This is a genomic window from Caballeronia sp. HLA56, assembly GCF_054655155.1.
On record NZ_BAAHOB010000003.1, the window covers coordinates 82,030 to 105,543 of the forward strand.

Here is a 23,514-nt window from a genome sequence, read left to right on the forward strand (position 1 = left end):
CGAGGAGATGCACGGTGTCCCGGAATAACGACGCAACGTTTTGGCGCAACGCGAAGCAGCATCTGATCCGCTACGGCGGCACGTTCGAACCCATGATCATCGAACGTGCGAAGGGCAGCTTCGTCTACGACGCGGATGATCGTCCCATTCTCGACTTCACCTCGGGACAGATGAGCGCGGTGCTCGGCCACAGCCATCCCGAGATCGTCGCGGTCATCAGCGAATACGCCGGCAAGCTCGACCATCTCTTTAGCGGGATGCTTTCGCGGCCTGTCGTCGATCTGGCGACGCGCCTCGCCGACATCACGCCCGAAGGCCTCGACCGCGCGCTGTTGCTCAGCACGGGCGCCGAGTCGAACGAAGCAGCCATCCGCATGGCGAAGCTCGTCACCGGCGGTTATGAGGTCGTCGGCTTCGCGCAGTCGTGGCACGGCATGACCGGGCACGCGGCCGCCGCGACCTACAGCGCGGGCCGCAAGGGCGTGGGCCCGGCTGCGGTCGGCTCGTTCGCGATTCCGGCTCCGTTCACTTACCGGCCGCAGTTCGAGCGCAACGGCGCCTACGATTACCTCGCGGAACTGGACTACGCGTTCGCGCTCATCGACCGCCAGTCGAGCGGCAATCTCGCCGCGTTCATCGCGGAGCCGATCCTGAGTTCGGGCGGCATCATCGAATTGCCCGAAGGTTACATGGCAGCGCTCAAGCGCAAGTGCGAGGAGCGCGGCATGCTGCTGATTCTCGACGAAGCGCAAACGGGCATCGGCCGCACGGGCAACATGTTCGCGTGCCAGCGCGACGGCGTCACGCCCGACATTCTCACCTTGTCGAAGACACTCGGCGCGGGGCTGCCGCTCGCGGCCATCGTCACGTCGGCGGCCATCGAGGAGCGCGCGCACGAACTCGGCTATCTCTTCTATACGACGCACGTGTCCGACCCGCTCCCCGCCGCCGTCGGTCTGCGCGTGCTGGACGTCGTCGAGCGCGAAGGACTCGTCGCGCGTGCGAACATCATGGGCGAAAGACTCAGGCGCGGCTTGCAAAATCTGATGGAACGCTTCGACTGTATCGGCGATGTTCGCGGACGCGGTCTTCTGCTCGGCGTGGAGATCGTCAAGGATCGCCGCACCAAGCAGCCCGACGACGGCCTCGGCGCGAAGATCACGCGCGAGTGCATGAATCTCGGCCTCAGCATGAATATCGTGCAGTTGCCGGGCATGGGCGGCGTGTTCCGCATTGCGCCGCCGCTGACCGTGCGCGAGGAAGAGATCGACCTCGGTCTCGATTTGCTCGGACAAGCCATTCAGCGCTCGCTCTGAGCGGGTCAATCTTCCAACCGGATCAACCCATGAGCCTTTTCGATGAAGACAGGATCGACTGTCATTGCCATATCTTCGATCCTGCGCGCTTTCCGTATCGCGACGACACGCCGTATCGCCCTGAAGGTCAGGAACTCGGCACCGCCGCGCAACTGATTCGCGTAATGGATGCCTACGGCGTGCGTCATGCGCTGCTGGTTGGCCCGACGAGCGGCTACCGGACCGACAACCGTTGTCTCGTCGACGCGTTGCAGACTTACCCGGCGCGGTTTCGCGGTATTGCGGTGGTGGATAACGACATCGGCCGAAGCGAACTGACTGCGCTGCGCAATGCGGGTGTGGTCGGCGTCGCGTTCAACCCGGCGATGGAAGGTGTCGAACTCGTGCTGAATGCAGGCGAGCTTTTCGCGTCGCTCGCGGACCTCGAGATGTTCGCGCAGATTCAGGTGGTTGGCGATCAGATGGCGACGCTCGAGCCCTGGCTCGCGCGGCAACCGGTGAATGTCTTGATCGATCATGCCGGCCGGCCCGATAGCGCGGATGGCATCGATCAGAAAGGCTTTCAGGCGGTGCTTCGGCTCGCAGAGACCGGGCGCGCGACGGTCAAATTGTCGGGCTGGCAAAAGTATGCGCACGAAGCCTATCCGTATGAGGACGTGTGGCCCTACGCTCACGCGTTGTTGCGCGCATTCGGACCGGAGCATTGCATTTGGGGCTCCGACTGGCCGTTCTTGCGCGCGTCAGAGCGGATGGATTATGGGCCGCTGCTTGCGCTCTTCGAGAAGATCGTCCCGGACGCGCAGGTCCGGCGGCAGATTCAGTGGGAGACGCCGCGTCGGCTATTTGGCTTTTGAAAGCGTGCGCCCGAACGCATTGATTCGAATCACCGAGGCAACGCAAGCCGCGAAACCGCGTGCATGGCCTCCCGCAATTCCGCACGCGAGGCAAGCATCCGATACTGCTCGAACAACGCTTCATAAACATCCGCCGACGCGGCGTCCGGTTCGAAATGCTGAAACGCCCGCGCGCCGAAGCGAGCCGCACCGTCCGTGAAATCCCGCACCACGCCCGCCGCCACGGCGCCATGAATCGCGGCGCCGACCGCCGTTGCGTTGTGCATGTCGGGCACCGAGACCGGCTTGCCGAGCACGTCCGCCATCAACTGGAGCAGGAAGCGATTGTTCTCGCTCAAGCCGCTCGCGAGGATGGTCCGCGTGACCGGCGCGCCCTCGCTCTGCATCAGCTCGATGATCGTGCGTGCGCCGAAGCACAGCGATTCCATCATCGCCCGATAAATCTCCGCGCGTGTCGTGGTCGTGCGCAAGCCAAGCAGCATGCCGCTCACCTGCGGGTCGGAAAGCGGCACGCGGCAGCCGTTCCACCAGTCGAGCGCGAGGAGCCCCGACCCACCCGGCCGCAAACGCGCCGCGCTCGCGTTGTATGCCGAGAAGTTCGCCGGCAAGTCCTCCGCCCGCGGCGCGGTTTTGACGAACCACGCGAGCGCATCGCCGAAACCGGCCTGCCCTGCTTCATAGCACCATAGACCGGGAAGCGCCGCATCCTTCGCCACGCCTTCGATACCGTCGGGCAAGGGACGCTCGGTGTCATCGAGCAACATGTACACCGCCGATGTCCCCAGCGCGCCGACGAGCGTGCCCGCTTGCGTCGCGCCGAGCGCGGGAAGAATCACGTGCGAATCGATAGCCGCGACCGCCACGGCCGGTTCGCCGAGCATGCCTGTGCGCTCGATCCACTCGCGCCGCACCGTTCCCGCCGACGATCCAATATGCTTCGGCGCGCTCGATCGCGTGGCGAGTCCATCGACGCCGAGGGGTGGATAACCCGCATCCGAATAGTGGGCCTTGTAGCGCGCCATATCGGAGCTTCGCGACTCCGTTCCGGTGAGCTGCCACACGAGCCAGTCGCCCGCCTCGATGAATCGCTCCGTCTGCGCCCAAAGTGTGGGCGCTTCCGCGGCAAGCTGCGCCGCCTTCGCGGGCAACCATTCGCCGGAAGTCTTGCCTCCCGACTTAGTCAGATGCACGCCGCGTTCACGGCTGATCTCGTCGGCCCAGGGCTGCGCCGAGTGATGCTTCCAGAGCTTGACGTAAGCGTGCGGATCGTCGGGGAATCGCCTGGAAAGCGGCGTGCCGTCCGCCGACGCGGGCAATGGCGAACTCGCCGTGAACCCGATGCCGATAGCCTCGATACGCTTCCCACGCCCGAGCGCCGCGAGAATGACCTCGGCGCATTCGAGATAATCCGGCGCGTTTTGCAAAGCCCAGCCCGCCTTCAGCGGGAACCCGCCCGGAAGCGCGTCTATGAGCGTGCCATGCCGATACCGATGCGCATGCGTCGCGCACACCTCGCCGCTTTCGATATCCACCAGCACGCCTCTTGCCGAATCCGTTCCGTAGTCCAGGCCGATCAGGTAGCCACCGCTCATCGTCGCGATCCATGAGTTGAAGAAATTGAAATATAGTGCAGCGAGGGTTCGCGCGTCATCGAAACGACGCGCATGAGGCCGAACCCGTTTCCCTATCTCAACACAACCCGTGGAACGATTCGCATGAAAGTGGACAAGCAAAGCTTCGCAGGGCGGCACGCGTTCATCACCGGCGGCAGCCGGGGCATTGGCTTTCAGACCGCCATCGCGTTAGGCGAAGCGGGCGCGGCGGTGACCGTATCGGACCTGACGGATCATGCGGTGAGCGAAGCCGTCGACAAGCTGCGCGCGGCCGGCGTCGATGCCAGCGGCGTGGTGCTCGACGTCACCGACCCGGATCAATGCGACCGCGTCGCGCTCGAACTGAATGGCGGCGCAGCGGTCGATGTACTCGTCGCCAACGCAGGCATTGCGTGGCCCGACACGCCCGCCGAGGAGATGAGCAACGAAGCGTGGCTCAAGGTGATCGACACCAATCTCAACGGCACGTTCTGGACGTGCCGCGCGTTCGGGCGTCATATGCTCGCCAAGGGCAAAGGCTCGATCGTGACCGTGGGTTCCATGTCCGGCGTCATCTCCAACAAACCGCAACGGCAGGTGCAATACAACGCGTCAAAAGCGGCGGTGCATCATCTGACGAAGTCGCTCGCGGGCGAATGGGCGGAGCGCAACGTGCGCGTCAATTGCGTCGCGCCGACCTATGTCAACACGGTCATGTCGAACGTGACGGCAAAGGACGAGCGCTTCTTCAAGCCGTGGATGGACAACACGCCGATGCGCCGCATGGTCGAACCGGAGGAAGTGGCATCGGCGATTGCGTTTCTGGCGTCGGATGCGGCGAGCGCAATCACCGGCACCATCCTGCTCACCGATGCGGGCTACACCATCTGGTGACGCGTCACGCCGACAGCTTCGTCATCTCGGCGTAAAGGTCGGCCTTGCCCTCGAAACCGATGCCGGGCAAGTCGGGCATGGTGATATAGCCGTTTTCGACCTTCACGCCATCCGGGAAACCGCCGTAGGGCTGGAACAGATCGGGATACGACTCGTTGCCGCCAAGCCCCAGCCCCGCCGCGATATTCAACGACATCTGGTGCCCGCCGTGCGGAACGCAGCGGCTCGGCGACCAGCCGTGCTGATGCAGCATGTCGAGCGTGCGCAGATATTCGACGAGGCCGTAACTCAGTGCGCAATCGAACTGCAGCCAGTCGCGGTCGGCACGCATGCCGCCGTAGCGAATCAGGTTGCGCGCGTCCTGCATCGAAAAGAGGTTTTCGCCGGTGGCCATCGGCTTGTCGTAGTAGTTGCGCAGCGTGGCTTGCAACTCGAAGTCGAGCGGATCGCCCGGCTCTTCGTACCAGAAGAGATCGTATTGCGAGAGCGCCTTGGCGTACTGAATGGCCGTGTCGAGATCGAAGCGGCCGTTGGCGTCCACCGCGAGCTTCTGGCCGTCCTGCAGAATGCTCAGGATCGAATCGATACGGCGCAGGTCTTCATCGAGCGAAGCGCCGCCAATCTTCTTTTTGACGACCGTATAGCCCCGGTCGATGTAGCTGCGCATCTCGTCCTTGAGCTTGCCGTGGTCCTGGCCCGGATAGTAGTAGCCGCCTGCCGCATACACGAACACCTTGCGGTCCGGCTGGCCATTGCCATGACGGTCCGCGAGCAACTGAAAAAGCGGCTTGCCTTCTATCTTCGCGACCGCGTCCCAGATCGCCATGTCGATGGTCCCGATAGCCACCGAACGCTCGCCGTGACCGCCCGGCTTCTCGTTCATGAACATGGTCGCCCACACCTTGTGGGGATCGATGTTGTTGCCGGTATCGTCGAGGAGCGTGCCCGGGTCTGCTTCGAGGATGCGCGGAATGAAGCGCTCGCGCATGAGTTTGCCCTGACCGTAGCGGCCGTTCGAGTTGAAGCCGTAACCGACGACAGGCTTGCCGTCGCGGATCACGTCGGTCACGACCGCGACGAGACTCAGCGTCATCTTACTGAAGTCGATATATGCATTACGGATGGGCGAACTGATCGGAACGGTCTTTTCGCGGATTTCGACGATCTTCATGAATGTCTCCTGACGGCACTCGCTCATTGAAGACGTTAGGTTAGCCGCGAAATGCCGGGTTAAGATTCACCCACATTCATTTCATTTTTTACTTAAAGTGAATACCGATTCGGCATCGGACTTCGAGTTCTTCATCTTGCTCGCGAAACTGAAGAGCATGTCCGGCGCGGCGCGCGCACTCGATCTCACGCCGCCCGCAGCGACCAAGCGGCTCGGCATCATGGAAAAGCGGCTGGGCGCGCAGCTCGTCAACCGCACCACGCGCAGCATCAGCCTCACGCCGGAAGGCGAAACCTATCTGCGCTATGCAACGCAGATTGTGGAACAAGTGCGCGAAATGGAAGAAGCGATCACGGGCGCGCGCACCGATCCGCAAGGGCTGCTGCGCATCAACGCGACGCTCGGCTTTGGCCGCACGACCATTGCGCCGCTCGTGTCCGAGTTTGCAAAGCGCTTTCCTCAGGTCGAGGTTCAGTTCGAAGTGACGGATCGGCCCGTCGATCTGATCGAAGGTGCGTTCGATATGGCGATACGCTTCGGCGAACTGCCCGACAGCCGCTTGAGCGCGCGACGCATCATGAGCAACCGGCGCTTTCTTTGCGCATCGCCGAAATATCTCGAACGCTTCGGCACGCCCGAAAAGATCGAAGACTTGCTGCAGCACCGCTGCATCATTCATCGGCAGAACGACGATGCCCATGGCGTATGGCGATTCATCGACGAAGACCACACGGAAGCGCTGAAAGTGCGCGGCGCGTTATCCAGCAACGATGGCGATATCGTCCTGCGCTGGGCGCTCGACGGACACGGCATTCTTATCCGCTCGGAATGGGACCTGGCGAAGTATGTACAGAGCGGACGGCTCGAAATCGTGCTGCCGAACGCCGTGCTGCCATCGGCCGATCTCTTCGTCTATTACCCGCGGCAACGCAACCAGACCGCACGCGCCCGTGCGTTCATCGACTTCCTGGTTGAGCGCTTTCAGGCGCCGTTCATTCCCGTCGATGCCGGCAAGCTCGTGCGCGAGCGCAAAAAACGCGGCGCCCGCCGTTGATCCGCTTGTGTACAGGCACGAACGTTCGCATCACGCGCGCCACGCGACTTGCCTCGTGCGTCGGACGATGCGAGACTCGGCACGCTGAAGTCGCCCGCAAAACGGAGGAGAACATGCGGCCAGCCGATAGCCTGAAAACGCATTCACTCGCCGACACCGCGCCACTGCTTCCATGGGCTGCGGCGCTGGTGATTTTGCATATCGCGACCAATGGCGAATACGGCTTTCATCGCGATGAGCTCTCCACGTTGGAAGACGCGCGCTCGCTCGCGTGGGGTTACGTCGGCGTCCCGCCGTTCATTCCGTTTTTTGCGCGAGGCGCGTTCGCGCTGTTCGGGCCGTCGCTGACCGGCTTGCGCTTTTTCTCGTCGCTGGCAATGGGCATCGCCTTCGTGCTCACGGGCCTGATTGCGCGCGAGCTCGGAGGAAGCAGACGGGCGCAGATCGTCGCCGCATTGGCCGCCGCTATTAGCAGTGTCGCGTTGAGCGCGGGCGCGCTTTATCAGTACGTCAGTTTCGACTATCTATGGTGGGTCGCGGCCGCATACTGCGCGGTGCGCCTGCTGTCCACGGACGATGCACGATGGTGTCTCGGCGTTGGCGCGGCCATCGGCATCGGCTTGTTGACGAAGTACACAATCGCGTTTCTGGCAGCGGGTATCGCCGCGGGCTTGCTCTTCACACCCGCCCGTCGATACTTCCGCAGCGCGTGGCTATGGCTCGGCGTCGCGCTCGTCGGCGTGATCGCGCTGCCTCACTTGATCTGGCAGTTTCAGCACGACTTCATCACACTGGATTTCCTGCAGAGCATTCACGCTCGCGACGTCCGCATGGGACGCGGCAACGGGTTCCTGCTCGGTCAGTTCTGGATCACGACAAGCCCGTTCACAGTTCCCTTGTGGCTCGCGGGACTCTACTATCTTTTCGCCGTCGGGGAAGGCAAGCGGTTTCGCGTGCTTGGCTGGATGTTCGTCGTGCCGCTCGTGTTGTTCGTCGTGGCGAAGGGCCGCGACTACTATATGGCGCCTGCTTATCCGATGTTGCTCGCGGCGGGCGCGGTGTGGGCGGAGCAACGGATGGCATCGCTCAACATGCGCCACGCAGCGGCGATTCGCTGGTCCGTGTGCGTCGTGCTCGCAATCGGCGCGGTGCTGGGCGCCGCACCCGTACTGCCGATTGCTCCGGTCGGATCGACATGGTGGCGCTTTGCGGATCGCGTCAATGGCGGCAACTTCAACGAAGAGCTCGGGTGGCCCGACATGGCGGAAAGCGTCGCGCGCATTCGCGACACACTTCCGGAGGGGCAACGTGCGAGCGTCGGCATTCTCGTCGCCGATACGGGCCAGGCCGGCGCCATCGATCTATTCGGCGCGCGCTTGAAGCTGCCGAGCCCGATCTCCGGCACCAACTCACACTGGTTTCGCGGATACGGCGACCCGCCGCCGAAGCCGCTGATCGTCGTGGGTTTTCCGAGCGATATCGTGCAGCGTGAGTTGGCGTCGTGCCGTATGGCCGCGCGTCTCACGAACCGCTTCGGGATTGCAAACAGCACGGTAAGTGGCCGCGATATCTTCGTATGCGAAGCACCGCGCCAACCGTGGCCGCAATTCTGGCGCGGCATACAGGTCTATGGATAGCGCGCATCTTCATTGCGCGTCCGTGCCCGCAGTCGTCTGAATGATGGTCTCGAGTTGCGCGCTCATCGGCAGATTGATGCTCGTGCCCGATGGCAGGCGGCGCAAAAACCAGCGCTTGTATTGCCGGTCCATTTCGCCATCCGCCGCGAGTTCCTGGAACGTGTCCTTCACCACTTGCGCCAACTGCGGATCGTCCTTGCGAAACATGATGCCGTACGGCTCATACGAAAGGTAATCGCCGACCACCCGGTACGACCCGCCCGCGCCCGCGTGCTCGGCAATCAGCCCGTAGAGCAAGACGTCGTCGGTGGCGAATGCGTCGGCATGGCCGTCGGCCACTTGCGCGAAGCCTTGCGCGTGGTCTGGCACGATCTGCAACTGAATGCCGAGCCGGAACTTGCTGTCCAGATCGCGCAGCGCCTTCTCGTTCGTGGTGCCGGCGGTCAACGTGACCTTCTTGCCCGCGAGATCGCGAAACGAGCCGATAGGCGAGCCGCTCTTGACCATCACCTTCGTGCCCGCGACGAAGATGATCGGCGAAAACGCCACGCGTTTCTGGCGTTCGATATTGCTGGTCGTCGAGCCGCATTCGAGATCGACACGGCCGCTCGTCACGGCGTCGATACGATTATCAGGCGTAACCGGCACCCACAGGATGGTCGGCGTCAGGTTGATTGCATCGCCGATGGCCGTCACCAGCGACTTGCATAACTCGATGGAATAACCGATAGGTTCATGGCGCGCGTTCAGATACGAAAACGGCACCGATGCCTCGCGATAACCAATCGCGACGACACCGCTCTTTCGCACCTTCGCGAGCGTTCCCGTGAGCGCGACGGGCGCGAAGCTATCGGGAATAGCGCGTGACGTTTGCGGATCGTCCTGCGCTCGCGCTCCGGCACAGGCGATCAACGTCCCCGCAAGCGCGAGCATCGAGCAGAATCGCTGCATCTTCATGGCGCGGCTCCGCTTAACCTTCTGCCGGATGGGCGATGGTCGCTTCGAGCTCGGTTTCGATGCGCGCCGCGTTGGCGTCGGCTTCCGCTTCCGTCATCAGTTCGCCCTCCCACTTGGCGACCACCGCGCTCGCAATCGAATTGCCCACCGCGTTCGTGGCGGAACGGCCCATGTCGAGGAACGTGTCCACGCCGAGAATCAACAACAAACCCGCTTCGGGAATGCCGAACTGGTTGAGCGTCGCCGCGATCACGACGAGCGACGCGCGCGGCACGCCGGCCATTCCCTTGGATGTCAGCATGAGCACCAGCAACATGGTCAGTTGCGTGCCGATGGAAAGCGGAATGTTGTAGGCCTGCGCGATAAACAACGTCGCGAAGGTGCAGTACATCATCGAGCCGTCGAGGTTGAACGAATAGCCCATCGGCATCACGAACGCGGAGATCTTGCGCTTCACGCCGAAGCGGTCGAGCGCATCGAGAATCTTCGGATACGCGGCTTCCGAACTCGCGGTCGCGAACGAGAGCATGAACGCTTCTCTTATCAGTCCCAGCAGCTTGAGCACGCGTGGTCCGAGAAACAGGAAACCCGCGAGCGCCAGCAACGCCCACAATATGAACAGGCTCAAGTAGAAGTCGCCCATGAAGACCGCGAACTTGAGCAGAATGGTCAGGCCATTGACGGCGACAGTGGACGCCATTGCGGCCAGCACGGCGAGCGGTGCGAGCTTCATCACGTAGCCGGTGATCTTCAGCATGACGTGCGAGAGCTGGTCGATGGCGGCGACGAGAATCTTGCCCTTGTCGCCCAGCGCGGCGAGCGCCACACCGAAGAACATGGAGAACACGACGATCTGCAGCACTTCGTTATTGGTCATCGCTTCGGCGAACGACCTCGGCACCATGTGACTCACGAAGTCCTTGAGCGTGAACTTGGAAGTCGCCAGATTCGCCGACGCGCCGATATCCGGCAAAGGCAGCCCGAGATTCTCGCCCGGCCTGAGCAGGTTCGACATCATGAGACCGAGCAGCAACGACACGAGCGACGCGGTGACGAACCAGCCGAGCGCCTTGGCAAACACGCGCCCGACCGAGGCTGCATCGCCCATATGCGCAATACCCACGACGAGCGTGGAGAACACGAGCGGACCGATCACCATTTTGATCAGTCGCAGAAACACGTCCGATATGAGCGAGATGTAGCCCGCGATTTCAGTAGCAGTCTTCTTGTCCGGAAAGCTCGAGTAGATCATGTAGCCGATCCCGATGCCCAACAGCATGGCGACCAGGATCCAGATGGCCGCATTATTTTTTCGGTTCATCTCGAAGCCTCCATTCACTGCCTTGATGGTTTGCGGGATGCAAAGCTCGAAACCGGATGCTGCCGCTTAGTGTGCCTTAACAAAAAGGGAATTGCATTGGCGTAATCCGCCATGCAAGGTGTCTGAATTGCCGGAATCGAAATGCGCGGCGATGACATCGATGCATCGCATATATATCCGCTACGCGTGCCGCAATGCAGCGACAGGATCGAGTCTCGCGCCTGCCGAACGGCGCCGCGACGCTGGTGCGCTGCGCAACGGCACGTTTGGCGCGTTGCCTAACGCGCGTCCTCGTCGAGCACCAAGAGATTCTCGTGCGAAAAGCCGAGCGCGACCGGCTGGCCGCGTTCGGGCAGCAACCGGTTCGGGTCGTTGAAGACATCGAGCGAGACTACCGCGTTTTTCACGCGCGCGCGGATACGCACCACCGCGCCGAGGAAGCTGATTTCCTCGACGGTTGCCGCCAGCGAATTGCGGCCGCTCGCGGGCGGTTCCAGCACGATCGCTTCGGGACGCAAGGCGAGAAGCCGCTCCCGGCCGGCATCGTCCGATGGCAACTGGCGCGACGTCACGAGTTCCTGACCGTCCACGGCCATGCGTCCGGTCGCGGGATCGATCACGCGGCCCGCAAGAATGTTGAGCGTGCCGACGAAGGAGGCGACAAAGCGCGTGCGCGGAAAGTTATAGATGTTGAGCGGCGGCCCGACCTGTTCGACGCGTCCCTCGTTCATCACGACGATGCGATCCGAAATGGATAGCGCCTCTTCCTGATCGTGCGTGACGAAGATCGACGTGATCCCAAGTTCGCGCTGTAACGCGCGAATGTCTTCGCGCAACGAGACGCGGATCTTCGCATCGAGCGCGGACAGCGGTTCATCGAGCAGCAACACTTGCGGCTTGCTCGCAAGCGCGCGCGCCAGCGCCACGCGCTGTTGCTGGCCACCCGACAGTTGCCACGGATAACGCTCGGCAAGATGCGGCAGCTTGATCAGTTCGAGCATTTGCGCCACGCGCTCGTCCATCTCCTTCTGCGGACGCTTCGCCACTCGCAGCGCGAAGCCTATGTTCTGCGCCACCGTCATGTTCGGAAAGAGCGCATACGATTGAAACACCATGCCGACGGCTCGTTCGCGCGTACGCAGATGCGTGACGTCGCGGCCATCGAGACGAATGGTGCCGCGCGTGGGCGTCTCGAAGCCCGCGATCATGCGCAGCACGGTCGTCTTGCCGCATCCAGAAGGACCGAGGAACGTGATGAACTCGCCGCGCTCGATCTTCATGTCGAACTGATGCAGCGCGATGTTCGGCCCGAACGCCTTGTGAAGATTGTCGATTTCGAGAAATGCCATGCGTCGCGTACCTCAGGCTCAAGTTTTCTGGCCGGCCAGCGCGCGCGCCGAACCGAATACCTGGATCAGTCCCATCGAGGCCCAGGTGACGACGAACGCGATGATCGCGAGCGCCGACGGCTCGTAGGCACGGTTCGCACCGATCAACTGCAGATACGGGCCGAACGCCGGACGATCCAGCAGACTCGCGAGCGTGAACTCGCCGATGACGACCGCAAAGGTAAGGAACGCGCCCGACAGAATGCCCGAGCGCACATTCGGGAAGATCACTTTGAAAAGTATGGTCGCGCGGCCCGCGCCCAGACATTCGGCGGCTTCGGTGAGCGAGCGGATATCGACGGCGCGCATGCCGGCATCGACCGCGCGATACATATACGGCAGCGACAGCGTGACATAGCCGAAAACGAGCAAAAGGTCGGTCGCGCGTTCGTTGCCGGTGAGCGGCAGGATCGAACTGCTGTTGTAGATGCGCAGATAGCCGAACACGATGACGATGGCCGGAATCACGAGCGGCAGCAACGTGATGAACTCGACCACGGGCCGCAGCTTCGGCAAGCGCAGCTGCACCCAGTAAGCGGTCGGCACCACGAGCAGCACGCCGATCACGATGGTGAGAAAGCCCATCAGCACCGAATAGCCGAACGACGCCTGAAAATGCGGATCGCCGAGTACGACGCGATACGCGTCGAAGCTGTATTCGCCACGACGCATGCGCAGACTGAACTCGAATGTGGCGATCAGCGGAATCAAAAAATATAGCGAGCCGACGATCATCGCGATGGCGGCGCCCGCGCGCGACTGCGATTTCATCGGCGTCCCCTTTCGGCGCGCGCACGCAACCAGATATAGCCGCCGTTCGAAAGCCCCGTCACCACGATCATGCCGAGCGCGAGCGCGTAACCCAGGTTCTGGTTATGCAGCACGTCGCCGCGAATCTGCGCGTACAGCAGAATGGTCACGATATTGAGCGAGCTGCCGGTCAACGCATAAGCCGTGGCGACCGCGCCGAACGCGTTGGCGAACAAGAGCAGCGCCGCGCCCAGCAAGCTCGGCCACAGCACCGGCAAGCCGACATAACGCCAGTACTGCGCCGATGTCCCGCCGAGGCAATCGCAGGCTTCGCGCCATTCGCGCTTCAGACCGTCGAGCGCGGGCGTGATGATGAGCACCATCAACGGAATCTGGAAATACAGGTATGTGATGGTCAGTCCGGCGAAGCTCAGAATGCTGAAGCCGGTGGAATAGAGATTGAAGCCGAGGTACTTGCGCGCCAGCACAGTGACGAGACCCACGCGCCCCAATGTGCAAATGAAAGCGAACGCGAGCGGCACGCCCGCGAAGTTCGACGCCACGCCGGAGAAGGTCATGAGCGTCGGGCGAATCCATGCGGGTAACTGGCCTTTCACCGCCGCCCACGCGAGCAGCGAGCCGAGTATCGCGCCGCCCGCGGCCGACGCCGCGCTGACTTTCATGCTGATCCAGTAGGCATCGAGCACGCCCGGCTGGAACAACTCGCGGAAATTGACGAGCGTGAAGTGTCCCTGCGGGTCCTGGAACGCGCCCACCATCAAGAAGCCCGTGGGCAGCAGAAGGAATAGCAGCGCGAACACGAAGAACGGCAGCACGCCGATATACGTGAGCCAACTCGCGCCGCCGCTTGCGCGCGCGGCACCGGCCGGCGGCACGGGCGCGGCCGGCGCCAGCAGATCCGGCCCGGCGCCTTGCGGAGGAGAGACGCTCATTGCAGGATCTCGTGCGTCACGCTTACTTCACGTTCGCGCCGACGATCTGATCCCAGCCCTTGGTGACGACGTCCTTGGTGGCGTCCTGTTGCGGCAGCGTCGGGAACACGACGCCTTTATACGCCGATGCGGGCGGCAGCTTGTCGAGCAGCGCCTGCGGCACCTTCTTCTGCGCCACGAGTTCGTTGTAGCGCATTGGATGGCAATAGCCCGCGAGCCAGCCGAGTTGGCCTTCGTCGGAATAGAGGTATTCCATCCACAGCTTCGCGGCGTTCGGATGCGGCGCAAACGCGCTGATCGCCTGAACATAAACGCCCGCCACGACACCCGTCTTCGGCACGATCACCTGCACCTTCGGGTTGCCCTTGAGCGTGTCGCGGTCGGCGAGCGCGTTGTAGTCCCAGCGCACGATGATCGGCGTCGTGCCTTGCGCCAGCGACGCCGCCTTGCCGATCACCGGCACGAAGTTGCCGCTCTTGTTCAAATCGGCGAAAAATTTGAGTCCTGCCTGATCCGCCTTGCTTGCGTCGCCCTTGGTCTGCGACAAGCCCGCCGCATAGACGCCCTGAATGGCCTGATTCGCCGAGCGTGGATCGCCCGCGAGCGAAACCGCGTTGCGATAGTCGGCCTTCTGCAAGTCGCTCCAGTCGGCCGGCGGCTTGTCGATCATGTCGGTGTTGACTTCGAATGAAAGCACGCCGTAATAATCGCCGTACCAGTAGCCTTCGGCGTCCTTGGATTCGGCGGGAATCGCGCTCCACGTCGACACCTTGTACGGCTGCAACAGGCCTTCTTTCTTCGCCGTCGGGCCGAACGAAAGACCGACGTCGATCACGTCCGGTGCCTGCGGTCCCTTGTTGCCTTTGTTGGCCTTGATCGCTTCGATCTCGTCGCCCGAGCCTGCGTCGGGGTTGAGTTCGTTGACGTGAATGCCGTACTTCTTCTGGAACCCGGCGATGACCGCGCCGTAACCGCACCAGTCATGCGGCAGTGCGATGGTGGTCAACTGCCCTTCCTGCTTCGCGGCTGCGATGAGCGCATCCGTTGGCGCCGCCACAGCCTGACCGATGCTGCCCGCGGCCAATCCAGCCGTGGCGCAGATGCACAAAACACGGCCTGTCCCGATACGCTTCATCGTCATTCTTGTCCTATACCGGAAGGTATTGCGTTGATGAGTTCCGCCGATTGCCGATGCAGGCTAAAGTCAATCAGCGCGTTTGGCAAGCCGCCAAAAAAGCCGGCTCCATGCGCGGCATCGGCGGCACCCTTCAGTTCCTCGAAGGCTCGCTGGGCGGCGCGCGGCCCGTGCCGAACGTCGCGACCACGATCGGGCTCAGCGCCGCAGGGATCGCGCTGAAGTGCATCGTCGAAGCAATGCCGAGATGTTCGACGACCGCGCCGCCACCGAGCGAACCGAGCGCGATCGCGCTCGCGCCGCTGCGTGCCGGCTTGGCGCCGAGGGCGTGCCCATTAGCGCGGTGTCTCCCACGCGACGGCATCCGAGTCCGAAGGTGCGGCTCTTTATCGGCCGACTCGTCGATGCATGGCAGCCCAAACCGCCGAGGGAACGCGAGCTGCGTTGAAGCACGATCCCGCAATGTGGACCACGCGCGAACGCGCTTCGAATGCGCTTTATTGAATCGCGCACGCCTGAGCGATACTGACACTGTCGGAACGCATGAGACGCGACGCTGTTGCTGACGAGCCGTGACAACCCACCGAGGATTCGCACGATGGCCAAGATCTCCGCAGGCGTAGGTCCGAAGTTTCCGCAAGTGGTCGTGCTGTTCGGCGCCACGGGCGATCTCGCACGACGCAAGCTGTTGCCTGGCCTCTTCCATCTGTCGAATGCGGGGTTCATCCCCGGCTGCAAGATCATTGCCGTCGCGCTCGACGACATTCACGTGGACGACTTCCGCGTCACGGCGAAAGGCGCGCTCGACGAGTTTTCGAGTCGTAAGGTGACGGCGCAAGAGTGGGACACGTTCGCCGCCAATCTCGATTACGTGCCCCTGACAGCCGGCGCCGCAACGTTGAAGGCGGCGGTCCTGAACGCCGAGAAAAGCTTCGGCGGCGAATGCCGGCGCCTGCATTATCTGAGCGTTCCGCCCAACGCCGCGCTTTCGGCGGTCGGCATGCTTCATGAAGCGGGACTCGTGGAACGCTCGCGCATCATCATGGAAAAGCCTTTCGGCACCGATCTGGCAAGTTCCGTGTCGCTCAACGCGCACTTGCACGAGGTCTTCGAAGAGGCGCAGATTTTTCGCATCGATCACTTTCTCGGCAAGGAACCGGCGCAGAACATCCTCGCATTCCGCTTCGCCAACGGCTTGTTCGAACCGATATGGAATCGCAATTTCATCGATCACGTGCAGATCGACGTGCCGGAAACGCTCGGCCTCGGCAAGCGCGCGGGCTTCTACGAGCAGACGGGCGCGTTTCGCGACATGGTCGTCACGCACCTGTTCCAGATTCTCGCGTTCATGGCAATGGAGCCGCCCACATCGCTGGAACCTTCGCCTATCAGCGAGGAAAAGAACAAGGTTTTTCGCAGCATGTTGCCGATTCAACCTAACGATGTCGTGCGCGGTCAGTACACGGGTTATCGGACCGAGGAAGGCGTGAGCGCCGAGTCGGAAACAGAGACCTTCATTGCGCTGAAATGCTCGATCGACAACTGGCGCTGGGCGGGTGTGCCCTTCTATCTGCGCACCGGCAAGCGGCTCGCGGAAGGCCAGCGAATCATTTCCATTGCGTTTCGCGAGCCGCCGAAGAGCATGTTTCCGGCCGGTTCGGGCGTGGGTTCGCAGGGACCGGACCATCTGACCTTCGATCTCGCCGATGCCTCGAAGATGTCGCTCTCGTTCTACGGCAAGCGGCCCGGCCCCGGCATGCGTCTCGACAAACTGAGCCTGCAGTTCGCCATGCGCGACACGGGCTTGATCGGCGAAGTGCTGGAAGCCTACGAGCGCCTGATTCTCGACGCCATGCGCGGGGATCGCACGCTGTTCACGACTGCGGAAGGCATCGAGCGGCTGTGGGAAGTATCCACGGCGCTGCTCGAATCGCCGCCGCCCGTGCGGTTTTACGCGCCGGGTTCGTGGGGGCCGAATGCGATTCATCAGCTCGTCGCGCCGCGTGCCTGGCGGCTGCCGTTCGAGCGTGCGTGGCGCGATCCGAACGCGCTCGGAAGCTGATCCTCAGGCGCGTCCGTTGGCTGCCTGAACCGTGTCGGCTTTCGATCTGAACCGGTCGCGATAATCCACCGGATTGATACTGAGCCGCCGAAAGAAGGTTCTGCGAAAGCCGTCGGTATCCTCGAAGCCGCAGCGGCGCGCGATTTCCCTCATCGGCAATTCCGTGGCTTCGAGATAGTGCCGCGCCGCGTCGATGCGCGCATTGGCGAGGAAGGTCATCGGCGTCGTGCCGCAGTCCTTGGCGAAGATGCGCGAGAGATTGCGCGCGCTCATATGCGCGCGGTCCGCAAGCGACGCCACCGTATGCGCGACATGCAGGTTGTCGAGCATGAACTCCTGCAGCGCCATGGTCTGCGAGCCGGGCGCGGCCTGCGTTTCAAGGAGCGGGCTGAACTGCGACTGACCGCCCGCGCGCCGCAGATAAACGACCAGATACTTGGCGACATCCAGCGCCATCTGACGGCCGAAGTCGTCTTCGATCATTGCGAGCGACAAGTCGATACCCGCCGTGACGCCCGCCGTCGTGAAGATGTTGCCGTCACGAACGAAGATGTGGTCCGGCTCGATCCGCGCGCGCGGAAACGTCGCGGCGAGCCGCGGCACGTCCATCCAGTGCGTGGTCACGACTTTGTTGTCGAGCAGTCCCGCCGAACCGAGCGCGAAGAGACCATTGCAGATCGCCGATACGCGGCGGCACTGCTTGTGCTGCGCGCGCAGCCATTCGCTGAGCGCGGGATCGTCGAAGGCGTCGAAGATACCGAGCCCGCCCGGAACGATGATGGTGTCGAACTCCGGGCAGCGGTCGAAGATGGTGCGGTCCGGTACGGTCGTGAGGCCGCTCGACGACTGCACGCTGCCGCGCGTGGTGCCGACCGTCATCATTTCGTACTCGCATTCGCCCTTGCTCAACACGCGGACTTCGGCAAAGGCGTCCTTCGGCCCGGCGATATCGAGCAACTGGAACCCGGGAAAGACGAGCATGCCGACCTTGATGCGTTTCATCGGAGTTTTGGTGTCCGTCTGAAAGCGGGCGGCGGCGGAACACCGTCGCCCTGAACGATTAGTCTAACCGCCCAAAAACACGCGGTCGCGCATGTCATCGATTGCGCACCGCCGGCGCGAAAGCCGGTGCCGTGCGAGGCTGGCGAGCGCCGGCGAGTTCGCTACGCTCGGCGAGCACACCGAACAGCGCGCCAATGGTCGTCCAGACGATCGCCTGCATGCCGACGGACGCCATCCTGAACTTCCACAGCAGCGTGGCGGGAAAGCCGGCCGGCACTTCGTCGATCCCGGGCAGCACGACGATCATCACGGCAAGCATGACGCCGAACGCGAGAATACCGACGAGCGTTCCGTTCCACTGCCCGAACTTCCTCGCCGCGACACTGCGCACGTTGAGCGACAACAGCATGATCGCAAGCGAGATGGCGATGGTCAGAAAGAACAGCGCCGTGCGATAACCGATGGTTTCCGGGTCCCCGACCGATGGCGGATTCGCCGGATAGACGAGGCTCGGCACCACGACGAGCGATACGAACGCCGCAAGCGCCATCCACGCGGCAAGCGGCCGTGCGCCGAGCTTGCCCACCCTGCCCCACGCATATGCGAAGGCAAGCGCGAAGAGCCCGCCGAAAGCCGCACCATAGGCCACGACACCCGTCAGCAAGCCCATGCCCGCCTGCGTCTCGCGACTGACGAGTTCGGGCTCAAGCGCATCGCCGTGAGCGGCGTGCGCGTGCTCTTCAATTGCAATCGCGCGTTCGACTTGCGGTTCGCCCACCACTCTCGCGAAACCGAACGCAAGCAGTCCCGCGACCACGCCCGCGAGCATGCCGCGCATCAACAGTTTGCCGACCATGATCGTCTCCGCGTCAATGACAGGGAAAGCCGAGCAGATGGCGTCCATCGTGCACGAACTCGTGAACGTACATGCCGGACACGATCGAGGTCGCGCCCTCTTCCGCGCCGACGAAATACAGCGCGAGCAACATCAAGAGACCGCCGAACACGATCCAGGGTAGTAGCTCGCGCAACGGGATTGGCGTGACCGGTTCGGTAGGAAAAGCAATAGCGTCGTTCATTGAAGACCTCGTTTGAATCGATGATGATGATTGGATGGATGCGCAAGACTCAGGCGTCAACGTTGACGCGCCGCGCCGTCACGACCTTCAGGAGTTCATCGCGCGACAACACGCCGCTCGTTTCGACCACGTTCAAAAGCGCTTCGAGAAAGCGTTCGTAGTAGTCCCAGCGCGGCTGGTCGATGCAACCGATAGCTTCCCACTGTGCAATCGATGCAATCAAGCTCTGCCGGAAGTCCTCCCACTCGAAGCAGCCCGCTTTCGATAACGACAGCGCAAGCCCGAACACATCGCGCTCCCAGCGGTTGGTGAAGAACAGCTTGCCGTCGAGACGCGGCGGCGAATCGGGCGCGCCGAGCATCGACGTCGCCGCGTATTCCTCGAATCGAGTGAACATGACGGGCCTCAGGTCGTGGGCGCTTCGATGAGGGCGACACCCATCATCGATTCCGGCGTCACGAGCGCGGCGAGTTCCGCTTCGCTCATGTGCTCCGTGTTGGCGGGACGCTCGGGCACGACGAACCAGCGGATTTGCGCGCTGCTGTCCCACACTTTCACTTCCTTGTCTGCAAGCACGTTCACGCCGAATTCCGCCAGCACGGCACGGGGCTCGCGCACGCCGCGTGCACGAAACACGGGGTCCTTGTACCAGTACGGCGGCAAGCCGAGAACCGGCCACGGATAGCACGAACACAACGTGCAGATGATGAGGTTATGCACGTTCTCGTCGTTGGCGACGGCGGCCATGTGCTCGCCTTCCGCACCCGTCATGCCGAGCGGCAGTGCAAGCTCCGCGATGGCCTTCGGTGTGTCGTCGACGAGGCGCTTCTTGTACTCCGGATCGGTCCATGCGCGCGCCACGATCTTCGCGCCATTGAACGGCCCGGCCATGGTTTCGAAGTGCTTGAGCACGGCATCGACGGAATCGCTCGCGATCACGCCCTTCTCGATCAACAATGCTTCCAGCGCGCGCACCTTTGCCGCGCTCGACGCTTCGCGGTCGTCGGGAAATTCAAAAAGTTGGCTCATGCTGCGGTGGCTCCGGATCAGTTGGCCGCTTGTACGTAGGCTTCGTACAAGTCGGCATAAAGGGTGGTGTTCGCTTCGCTCTTGTCGGCGCCCCAGATGTCGGCGGTATCGAACGCAATGCGATACACGGGCATGGGCGCGCCTATACCGTCCGGTCCCGTCGATACGAAATACGAGAACGCGCCCGGATACACGAGATCGACGACGCCGGTCTTGTTGCGCAGATAGCCGGGCAGACGCGTGTGATCGACCGCTTCGGGGTCGGCTATGCGTACCGCGTCGCCCTTCGCAAAACGCGCGGCGCTTTCGAGCGCGTGATAACCGGAGTCGCCGTTCGTCAGATACGCGTCGATCTGCGCGGTGAGCGCGGCGTCGGGTTTCCCAGGCAGCGCGGCATCGGGGTTCGCGCGGTAGTGCGCGGTCTTTTGCGCGAGTTCGTCGGCCGAGATGTAGCCTTGATCGACGAAGAACTGCGAGATGCCGCCGAGCCACTTCTCGTAGTACCGATACTTGAAATACTCGAACGGCTGCATGTCTTCCGCGCCCGTGCGCAGCGAGGCCCACGTCCAGTCGTTCTTGAATGTCGTCGACAGCGTGTCGACAGGATAGCGATGCAGCGCGTTGGAGAGATGCGCGCTTTCCGCCATCATCACGGTATGAATACCGAAGATGCGCGTCTCCCACGGTTCCACGAACACGCGCCGTTCGGTGCTGACGGGGCCGAGATTTTCGATGCCGCCAAGATGATGCTGTAGTTTCACAATGTGCTCCGTGCGTAAAGAAACGAGTTCAGCTCAGCCGATGCTCGCGTTTGAACAACAGCGCTTCGCCGACCACTTCCGACACGAAGCCGAAGACCGCGCCCGTCACGAGCGCCGCTGCGGCCACGAGTGCAGGATTGCCGATGCCAGCGGTCGTGATCGCCTTGCCTGTTGCCACCGTCGTGCCGACCGTCGATGCAAAGCCCCACACGATGGCCGGCAAGACATCGAGTAATCTGATCTTTGCTGCCTGCACCATCGCCGCGCTGCCGATGCCGACGAACACCGCCGCCGCAAACGCGCCACCGCTCGTCGTCGCAATGCAGAGCAACGTGAGCGATGCGATGACCAGCCCCGTGAGATTGGACGCAACGCTCTTCACGAAGCCCGCGCGACCGCCGCCAAGCACGAAGAACGACGCCCATGCAATGAACGTCACCCAGACGGGTACGGGAAATACGGTCCCGGTGAGCCATGTATCCGCGACGGCCAGTACGCCAATGCTCAATGTGTATGCTTCGGGCTTTTTCATGCGCGTGCTCCTCGATAAGAAATGAATGAATGGGTCAATGCATGCAGGAAAGAAGTCCATCGCGCATGTGCCGTGAGTCGATGTTTCTGCCGATCATCACGAAGCGGTTCTCACGCGCTTCGTCGCGCTTCCATGCGCGGCCGAAGCTCGCATCGAGCAGCATGTGGACGCTATGGAAATGCAGACGCCTTGCTTCCTCGTGCACGTTGAGCACGCCTTTCATGCGCAGCAGTTGTTGCCCCTGCGTCTGCACAAGCTGGTTGATCCACTGATTGAAGCGGCTTGCGTCAATGGCGCCTGGAACGACGATCGCGCAAGAAGCGATGCTGTCGTCGTGTTCGTGATCGTGGCCTTCTTCATCGAGCAAGCCGGGTTCGACGGCGAGCAGGTTATCGAGCGAGAAACTCCGCACGCCGAGCAACGCATCGACGTCGACGGCTGAATGGTTCGCGAAGTCGATCTGCGCGGTGGGATTGATTTGCCGGAGTTCTTCGACGAGCGCGGCCACTTTCGCGGGCACGGCCACATCCGTCTTGTTGATGATGATGCGGTCCGCAAACACGATTTGTTCGCGCGCGATGTCATCGTGAAGCTGGGCGGATGCGTGCATTGCATCGACAACGGCTACGACGGCTTCGAGTTCGAGACGTTCGCGCACGTCGGGGTCTGCGAGAAAGGTCTGTAGCACGGGCGCGGGATCGGCGAGCCCGGACGTTTCGATAATCAGCCGTTCGAGCCGGTCGCCGAAGCGCGCGAGCAGATCGCGCACGCTTGCGACGAGATCCGTGCGGACCGTGCAGCACACGCAACCGTTATTGATCTCGATGACGGCTTCTTCGTCGGCGACGATCAACTGACCGTCTATGCCGACTTCGCCGAACTCGTTGACCACGATGCCGATCTGCATCGGCCGCGTTGCATCGAGAATGTGATTGACGAGCGTGGTCTTGCCCGCGCCAAGAAAGCCGGTGACGACGGTAGTGGGAATTCTGCGGATTTGCATGGCGGAGTCATCCTTGGCGCGTGCTTCGCAGCGATGCGCAGTTTGTGAACGGATGACTCTTTAGCGACTTCCACGCCGTGTTTGGCGAGGTGGCTGTGTGCTGTCGATTGTTGGCGGGGTTGGGAAGGGTTTGTGGCCGTTTCGGTTGCTAGCGGCTGAGACGGACACAAGTGGCCGTTTGGTGGCGTGCTCGAGTTAGCGCCGCGTTGCGCGATGGCGGCGCATGGTGGAGCGGGAATGGTGCGGGACGTGCTGCTTGGGTGTGCACTTGAAGCGGCCAAACGCTTTGACTAAGAGGGATTCGACGACACCAACGGCGCAGCGCCGACCGCAGGGTCAGGTGTCATCACATGTGCTGCGCGCAAGCGAGCGCCAATAGCGTTTCCCGTTTCCGCTGCACTTTTGTCGATGCCACCAAGAAGAAAGTCCATGTGCTCCGAGACACTGGCGCTGATCTTTTGCTGATAGAACGTGTTCATCTCGACACGCGTATTGAAGCGCGAAGGGTCCTGCTCGGTGGGAACCAGCGACGCTTTCACGTCAGAAAGCGTGACTTGCCATACGGCCTCGGTGTCGCCGCGCGAGCGCGACGTGACGCGTACGGCTTTGACCTGCATCAACTGCGTCGCATGCGACGACATGATGATCTTCGGCAGAGCGCGTGAATCGGCTTCGGAGTCCAGGCGCAGCAGCGTCACAGGAATCGAACCGGCCGTTTCTCTTAACGTGTCGCCGAGCGTGTGCGCAAAATGTCTACCGGCCCCTGCGTTCCATGAATCGCCGAACAGCGAACTGTCCACCACGATCAGCAAGCTGCGTACTTTTGTGGGCTGCTGTCGCGCATTCACGGTCGAAAGCACTTCGGGGCCGCTTGCGCAGCCCGACAGTATCGATGCGGCGCAAAGCAGCGTGGCGAGTCCGGCTCTTCTCATCATGGAAGTTCCAGTTGTAGTTTTAGATGTTTACCGTGCAGGCGTTGGCGATGTTTACGGCTTGAACGATGCGAACTTGAGGTTGTGCCGCC

At 62.4% G+C, this 23,514-nt stretch carries 24 protein-coding genes; 7 read left to right on the top strand and 17 right to left on the bottom strand.

The annotated features are described in order from the left end of the window. Positions 1-14 precede the first annotated feature (14 nt). Together ACYQ47_RS12365 and ACYQ47_RS12370 are read left to right on the top strand one after the other, a co-directional pair. Positions 15-1,316, top strand: coding sequence for an aspartate aminotransferase family protein (locus ACYQ47_RS12365; RefSeq protein WP_250469626.1), 1,302 nt, complete (start codon positions 15-17; stop codon positions 1,314-1,316). A gap of 29 nt (positions 1,317-1,345) precedes the next feature. Beyond that, positions 1,346-2,170 carry an amidohydrolase family protein gene (locus tag ACYQ47_RS12370; RefSeq protein ID WP_250494868.1) on the top strand — a complete coding sequence of 275 codons (825 nt, stop codon included), beginning with the start codon at positions 1,346-1,348 and terminating at the stop codon, positions 2,168-2,170. Positions 2,171-2,199: 29 nt separating this feature from the next. Here the strand turns inward: ACYQ47_RS12370 and ACYQ47_RS12375 are convergent, their stop codons facing one another. Continuing rightward, positions 2,200-3,762: an FGGY-family carbohydrate kinase gene (locus tag ACYQ47_RS12375; protein ID WP_459905535.1), complete on the bottom strand. Its 1,563-nt coding sequence runs from the start codon at positions 3,760-3,762 to the stop codon at positions 2,200-2,202. Between the two features lie 123 nt (positions 3,763-3,885). Between ACYQ47_RS12375 and ACYQ47_RS12380 the strand changes: the two genes are divergently transcribed. After that, complete coding sequence (locus tag ACYQ47_RS12380; protein ID WP_250494870.1) at positions 3,886-4,656, top strand: SDR family NAD(P)-dependent oxidoreductase; 771 nt, start codon at positions 3,886-3,888, stop codon at positions 4,654-4,656. Positions 4,657-4,660: 4 nt separating this feature from the next. On the opposite strand, the gene ACYQ47_RS12385 is transcribed toward ACYQ47_RS12380, so the two are convergent. Next, a complete protein-coding gene (locus ACYQ47_RS12385) occupies positions 4,661-5,827 on the bottom strand; it encodes a mandelate racemase/muconate lactonizing enzyme family protein (RefSeq protein ID WP_310390835.1) in 1,167 nt (388 codons plus the stop codon). 97 nt (positions 5,828-5,924) lie between these two features. Here ACYQ47_RS12385 and ACYQ47_RS12390 point away from each other — a divergent pair, with 97 nt between their 5' ends. After that, positions 5,925-6,881 carry a LysR substrate-binding domain-containing protein gene (locus ACYQ47_RS12390; RefSeq protein ID WP_459905536.1) on the top strand — a complete coding sequence of 319 codons (957 nt, stop codon included), beginning with the start codon at positions 5,925-5,927 and terminating at the stop codon, positions 6,879-6,881. A gap of 113 nt (positions 6,882-6,994) precedes the next feature. Then, on the top strand, positions 6,995-8,518 hold the full coding sequence (locus tag ACYQ47_RS12395; protein WP_459905537.1) for a glycosyltransferase family 39 protein: 1,524 nt from the start codon (positions 6,995-6,997) through the stop codon (positions 8,516-8,518). 9 nt (positions 8,519-8,527) lie between these two features. Here ACYQ47_RS12395 and ACYQ47_RS12400 read toward each other — a convergent pair whose 3' ends face one another. The 6 genes from ACYQ47_RS12400 to ACYQ47_RS12425 form a co-directional block, all read right to left on the bottom strand. Then, positions 8,528-9,475, bottom strand: a complete 948-nt coding sequence (locus tag ACYQ47_RS12400) for an amino acid ABC transporter substrate-binding protein (RefSeq protein WP_244831684.1) — start codon at positions 9,473-9,475, stop codon at positions 8,528-8,530. A gap of 13 nt (positions 9,476-9,488) precedes the next feature. Continuing rightward, positions 9,489-10,796: a dicarboxylate/amino acid:cation symporter gene (locus tag ACYQ47_RS12405; RefSeq protein WP_244831685.1), complete on the bottom strand. Its 1,308-nt coding sequence runs from the start codon at positions 10,794-10,796 to the stop codon at positions 9,489-9,491. A 278-nt stretch (positions 10,797-11,074) separates the two neighbouring features. Then, positions 11,075-12,145 (bottom strand): ABC transporter ATP-binding protein, encoded by a 1,071-nt coding sequence (locus tag ACYQ47_RS12410; RefSeq protein WP_459905538.1) that lies wholly within the window; start codon positions 12,143-12,145, stop codon positions 11,075-11,077. Between the two features lie 18 nt (positions 12,146-12,163). Then, positions 12,164-12,955, bottom strand: coding sequence for an ABC transporter permease (locus ACYQ47_RS12415; protein ID WP_244831687.1), 792 nt, complete (start codon positions 12,953-12,955; stop codon positions 12,164-12,166). Continuing rightward, a complete protein-coding gene (locus ACYQ47_RS12420) occupies positions 12,952-13,887 on the bottom strand; it encodes an ABC transporter permease (protein ID WP_244831688.1) in 936 nt (311 codons plus the stop codon). The genes ACYQ47_RS12415 and ACYQ47_RS12420 overlap by 4 nt, the downstream gene beginning before the upstream one ends. A gap of 22 nt (positions 13,888-13,909) precedes the next feature. Then, positions 13,910-15,028, bottom strand: a complete 1,119-nt coding sequence (locus tag ACYQ47_RS12425) for an ABC transporter substrate-binding protein (protein WP_250469634.1) — start codon at positions 15,026-15,028, stop codon at positions 13,910-13,912. A gap of 241 nt (positions 15,029-15,269) precedes the next feature. Between ACYQ47_RS12425 and ACYQ47_RS12430 the strand changes: the two genes are divergently transcribed. Together ACYQ47_RS12430 and zwf are read left to right on the top strand one after the other, a co-directional pair. After that, a complete protein-coding gene (locus ACYQ47_RS12430; RefSeq protein ID WP_459905539.1) occupies positions 15,270-15,470 on the top strand; it encodes a hypothetical protein in 201 nt (66 codons plus the stop codon). Positions 15,471-15,620: 150 nt separating this feature from the next. After that, the gene (gene zwf / locus ACYQ47_RS12435) at positions 15,621-17,084 is read left to right on the top strand and encodes a glucose-6-phosphate dehydrogenase (protein ID WP_459905540.1); all 1,464 of its coding nucleotides are present in this window, start codon (positions 15,621-15,623) and stop codon (positions 17,082-17,084) included. 3 nt (positions 17,085-17,087) lie between these two features. Here the strand turns inward: zwf and ACYQ47_RS12440 are convergent, their stop codons facing one another. The 9 genes from ACYQ47_RS12440 to ACYQ47_RS12480 all read right to left on the bottom strand — a co-directional run bounded on the left by ACYQ47_RS12440 (position 17,088) and on the right by ACYQ47_RS12480 (position 23,425). Further along, positions 17,088-18,086 (bottom strand): GlxA family transcriptional regulator, encoded by a 999-nt coding sequence (locus tag ACYQ47_RS12440; RefSeq protein WP_244831692.1) that lies wholly within the window; start codon positions 18,084-18,086, stop codon positions 17,088-17,090. A gap of 94 nt (positions 18,087-18,180) precedes the next feature. After that, positions 18,181-18,942: a CbtA family protein gene (locus tag ACYQ47_RS12445; protein ID WP_459905541.1), complete on the bottom strand. Its 762-nt coding sequence runs from the start codon at positions 18,940-18,942 to the stop codon at positions 18,181-18,183. 13 nt (positions 18,943-18,955) lie between these two features. Next, entirely contained in the window at positions 18,956-19,165 is a 210-nt protein-coding gene (locus ACYQ47_RS12450) for a CbtB domain-containing protein (RefSeq protein WP_244831694.1), read from the bottom strand. A gap of 49 nt (positions 19,166-19,214) precedes the next feature. Beyond that, positions 19,215-19,562 (bottom strand): nitrile hydratase accessory protein, encoded by a 348-nt coding sequence (locus ACYQ47_RS12455; RefSeq protein WP_244831695.1) that lies wholly within the window; start codon positions 19,560-19,562, stop codon positions 19,215-19,217. Between the two features lie 8 nt (positions 19,563-19,570). Then, positions 19,571-20,194: a nitrile hydratase subunit alpha gene (gene nthA / locus ACYQ47_RS12460; protein WP_244831696.1), complete on the bottom strand. Its 624-nt coding sequence runs from the start codon at positions 20,192-20,194 to the stop codon at positions 19,571-19,573. Positions 20,195-20,211: 17 nt separating this feature from the next. After that, complete coding sequence (gene nthB / locus ACYQ47_RS12465) at positions 20,212-20,955, bottom strand: nitrile hydratase subunit beta (protein WP_250511346.1); 744 nt, start codon at positions 20,953-20,955, stop codon at positions 20,212-20,214. 28 nt (positions 20,956-20,983) lie between these two features. Next, a complete protein-coding gene (locus tag ACYQ47_RS12470) occupies positions 20,984-21,487 on the bottom strand; it encodes a DUF1097 domain-containing protein (protein ID WP_244831698.1) in 504 nt (167 codons plus the stop codon). A 34-nt stretch (positions 21,488-21,521) separates the two neighbouring features. After that, complete coding sequence (locus ACYQ47_RS12475; protein ID WP_459905542.1) at positions 21,522-22,490, bottom strand: CobW family GTP-binding protein; 969 nt, start codon at positions 22,488-22,490, stop codon at positions 21,522-21,524. Between the two features lie 290 nt (positions 22,491-22,780). Further along, positions 22,781-23,425, bottom strand: coding sequence for a hypothetical protein (locus ACYQ47_RS12480; protein WP_250469642.1), 645 nt, complete (start codon positions 23,423-23,425; stop codon positions 22,781-22,783). Positions 23,426-23,514: the final 89 nt, after the last annotated feature.

Bases quoted from the DNA above. Each gene is read 5' to 3' on its own strand.
- ACYQ47_RS12370 (WP_250494868.1), top strand. From the start codon at position 1,346: ATGAGCCTTTTCGATGAAGACAGGATCGACTGTCATTGCCATATCTTC.
- ACYQ47_RS12375 (WP_459905535.1), bottom strand. From the start codon at position 3,762: ATGAGCGGTGGCTACCTGATCGGCCTGGACTACGGAACGGATTCGGCA.
- ACYQ47_RS12380 (WP_250494870.1), top strand. From the start codon at position 3,886: ATGAAAGTGGACAAGCAAAGCTTCGCAGGGCGGCACGCGTTCATCACC.
- ACYQ47_RS12385 (WP_310390835.1), bottom strand. From the start codon at position 5,827: ATGAAGATCGTCGAAATCCGCGAAAAGACCGTTCCGATCAGTTCGCCC.
- ACYQ47_RS12395 (WP_459905537.1), top strand. From the start codon at position 6,995: ATGCGGCCAGCCGATAGCCTGAAAACGCATTCACTCGCCGACACCGCG.
- ACYQ47_RS12400 (WP_244831684.1), bottom strand. From the start codon at position 9,475: ATGAAGATGCAGCGATTCTGCTCGATGCTCGCGCTTGCGGGGACGTTG.
- ACYQ47_RS12405 (WP_244831685.1), bottom strand. From the start codon at position 10,796: ATGAACCGAAAAAATAATGCGGCCATCTGGATCCTGGTCGCCATGCTG.
- ACYQ47_RS12410 (WP_459905538.1), bottom strand. From the start codon at position 12,145: ATGGCATTTCTCGAAATCGACAATCTTCACAAGGCGTTCGGGCCGAAC.
- ACYQ47_RS12415 (WP_244831687.1), bottom strand. From the start codon at position 12,955: ATGAAATCGCAGTCGCGCGCGGGCGCCGCCATCGCGATGATCGTCGGC.
- ACYQ47_RS12420 (WP_244831688.1), bottom strand. From the start codon at position 13,887: ATGAGCGTCTCTCCTCCGCAAGGCGCCGGGCCGGATCTGCTGGCGCCG.
- ACYQ47_RS12425 (WP_250469634.1), bottom strand. From the start codon at position 15,028: ATGACGATGAAGCGTATCGGGACAGGCCGTGTTTTGTGCATCTGCGCC.
- ACYQ47_RS12430 (WP_459905539.1), top strand. From the start codon at position 15,270: ATGTTCGACGACCGCGCCGCCACCGAGCGAACCGAGCGCGATCGCGCT.
- zwf (WP_459905540.1), top strand. From the start codon at position 15,621: ATGGCCAAGATCTCCGCAGGCGTAGGTCCGAAGTTTCCGCAAGTGGTC.
- ACYQ47_RS12440 (WP_244831692.1), bottom strand. From the start codon at position 18,086: ATGAAACGCATCAAGGTCGGCATGCTCGTCTTTCCCGGGTTCCAGTTG.
- ACYQ47_RS12445 (WP_459905541.1), bottom strand. From the start codon at position 18,942: ATGGTCGGCAAACTGTTGATGCGCGGCATGCTCGCGGGCGTGGTCGCG.
- ACYQ47_RS12450 (WP_244831694.1), bottom strand. From the start codon at position 19,165: ATGAACGACGCTATTGCTTTTCCTACCGAACCGGTCACGCCAATCCCG.
- ACYQ47_RS12455 (WP_244831695.1), bottom strand. From the start codon at position 19,562: ATGTTCACTCGATTCGAGGAATACGCGGCGACGTCGATGCTCGGCGCG.
- nthA (WP_244831696.1), bottom strand. From the start codon at position 20,194: ATGAGCCAACTTTTTGAATTTCCCGACGACCGCGAAGCGTCGAGCGCG.
- ACYQ47_RS12470 (WP_244831698.1), bottom strand. From the start codon at position 21,487: ATGAAAAAGCCCGAAGCATACACATTGAGCATTGGCGTACTGGCCGTC.
- ACYQ47_RS12475 (WP_459905542.1), bottom strand. From the start codon at position 22,490: ATGCAAATCCGCAGAATTCCCACTACCGTCGTCACCGGCTTTCTTGGC.
- ACYQ47_RS12480 (WP_250469642.1), bottom strand. From the start codon at position 23,425: ATGATGAGAAGAGCCGGACTCGCCACGCTGCTTTGCGCCGCATCGATA.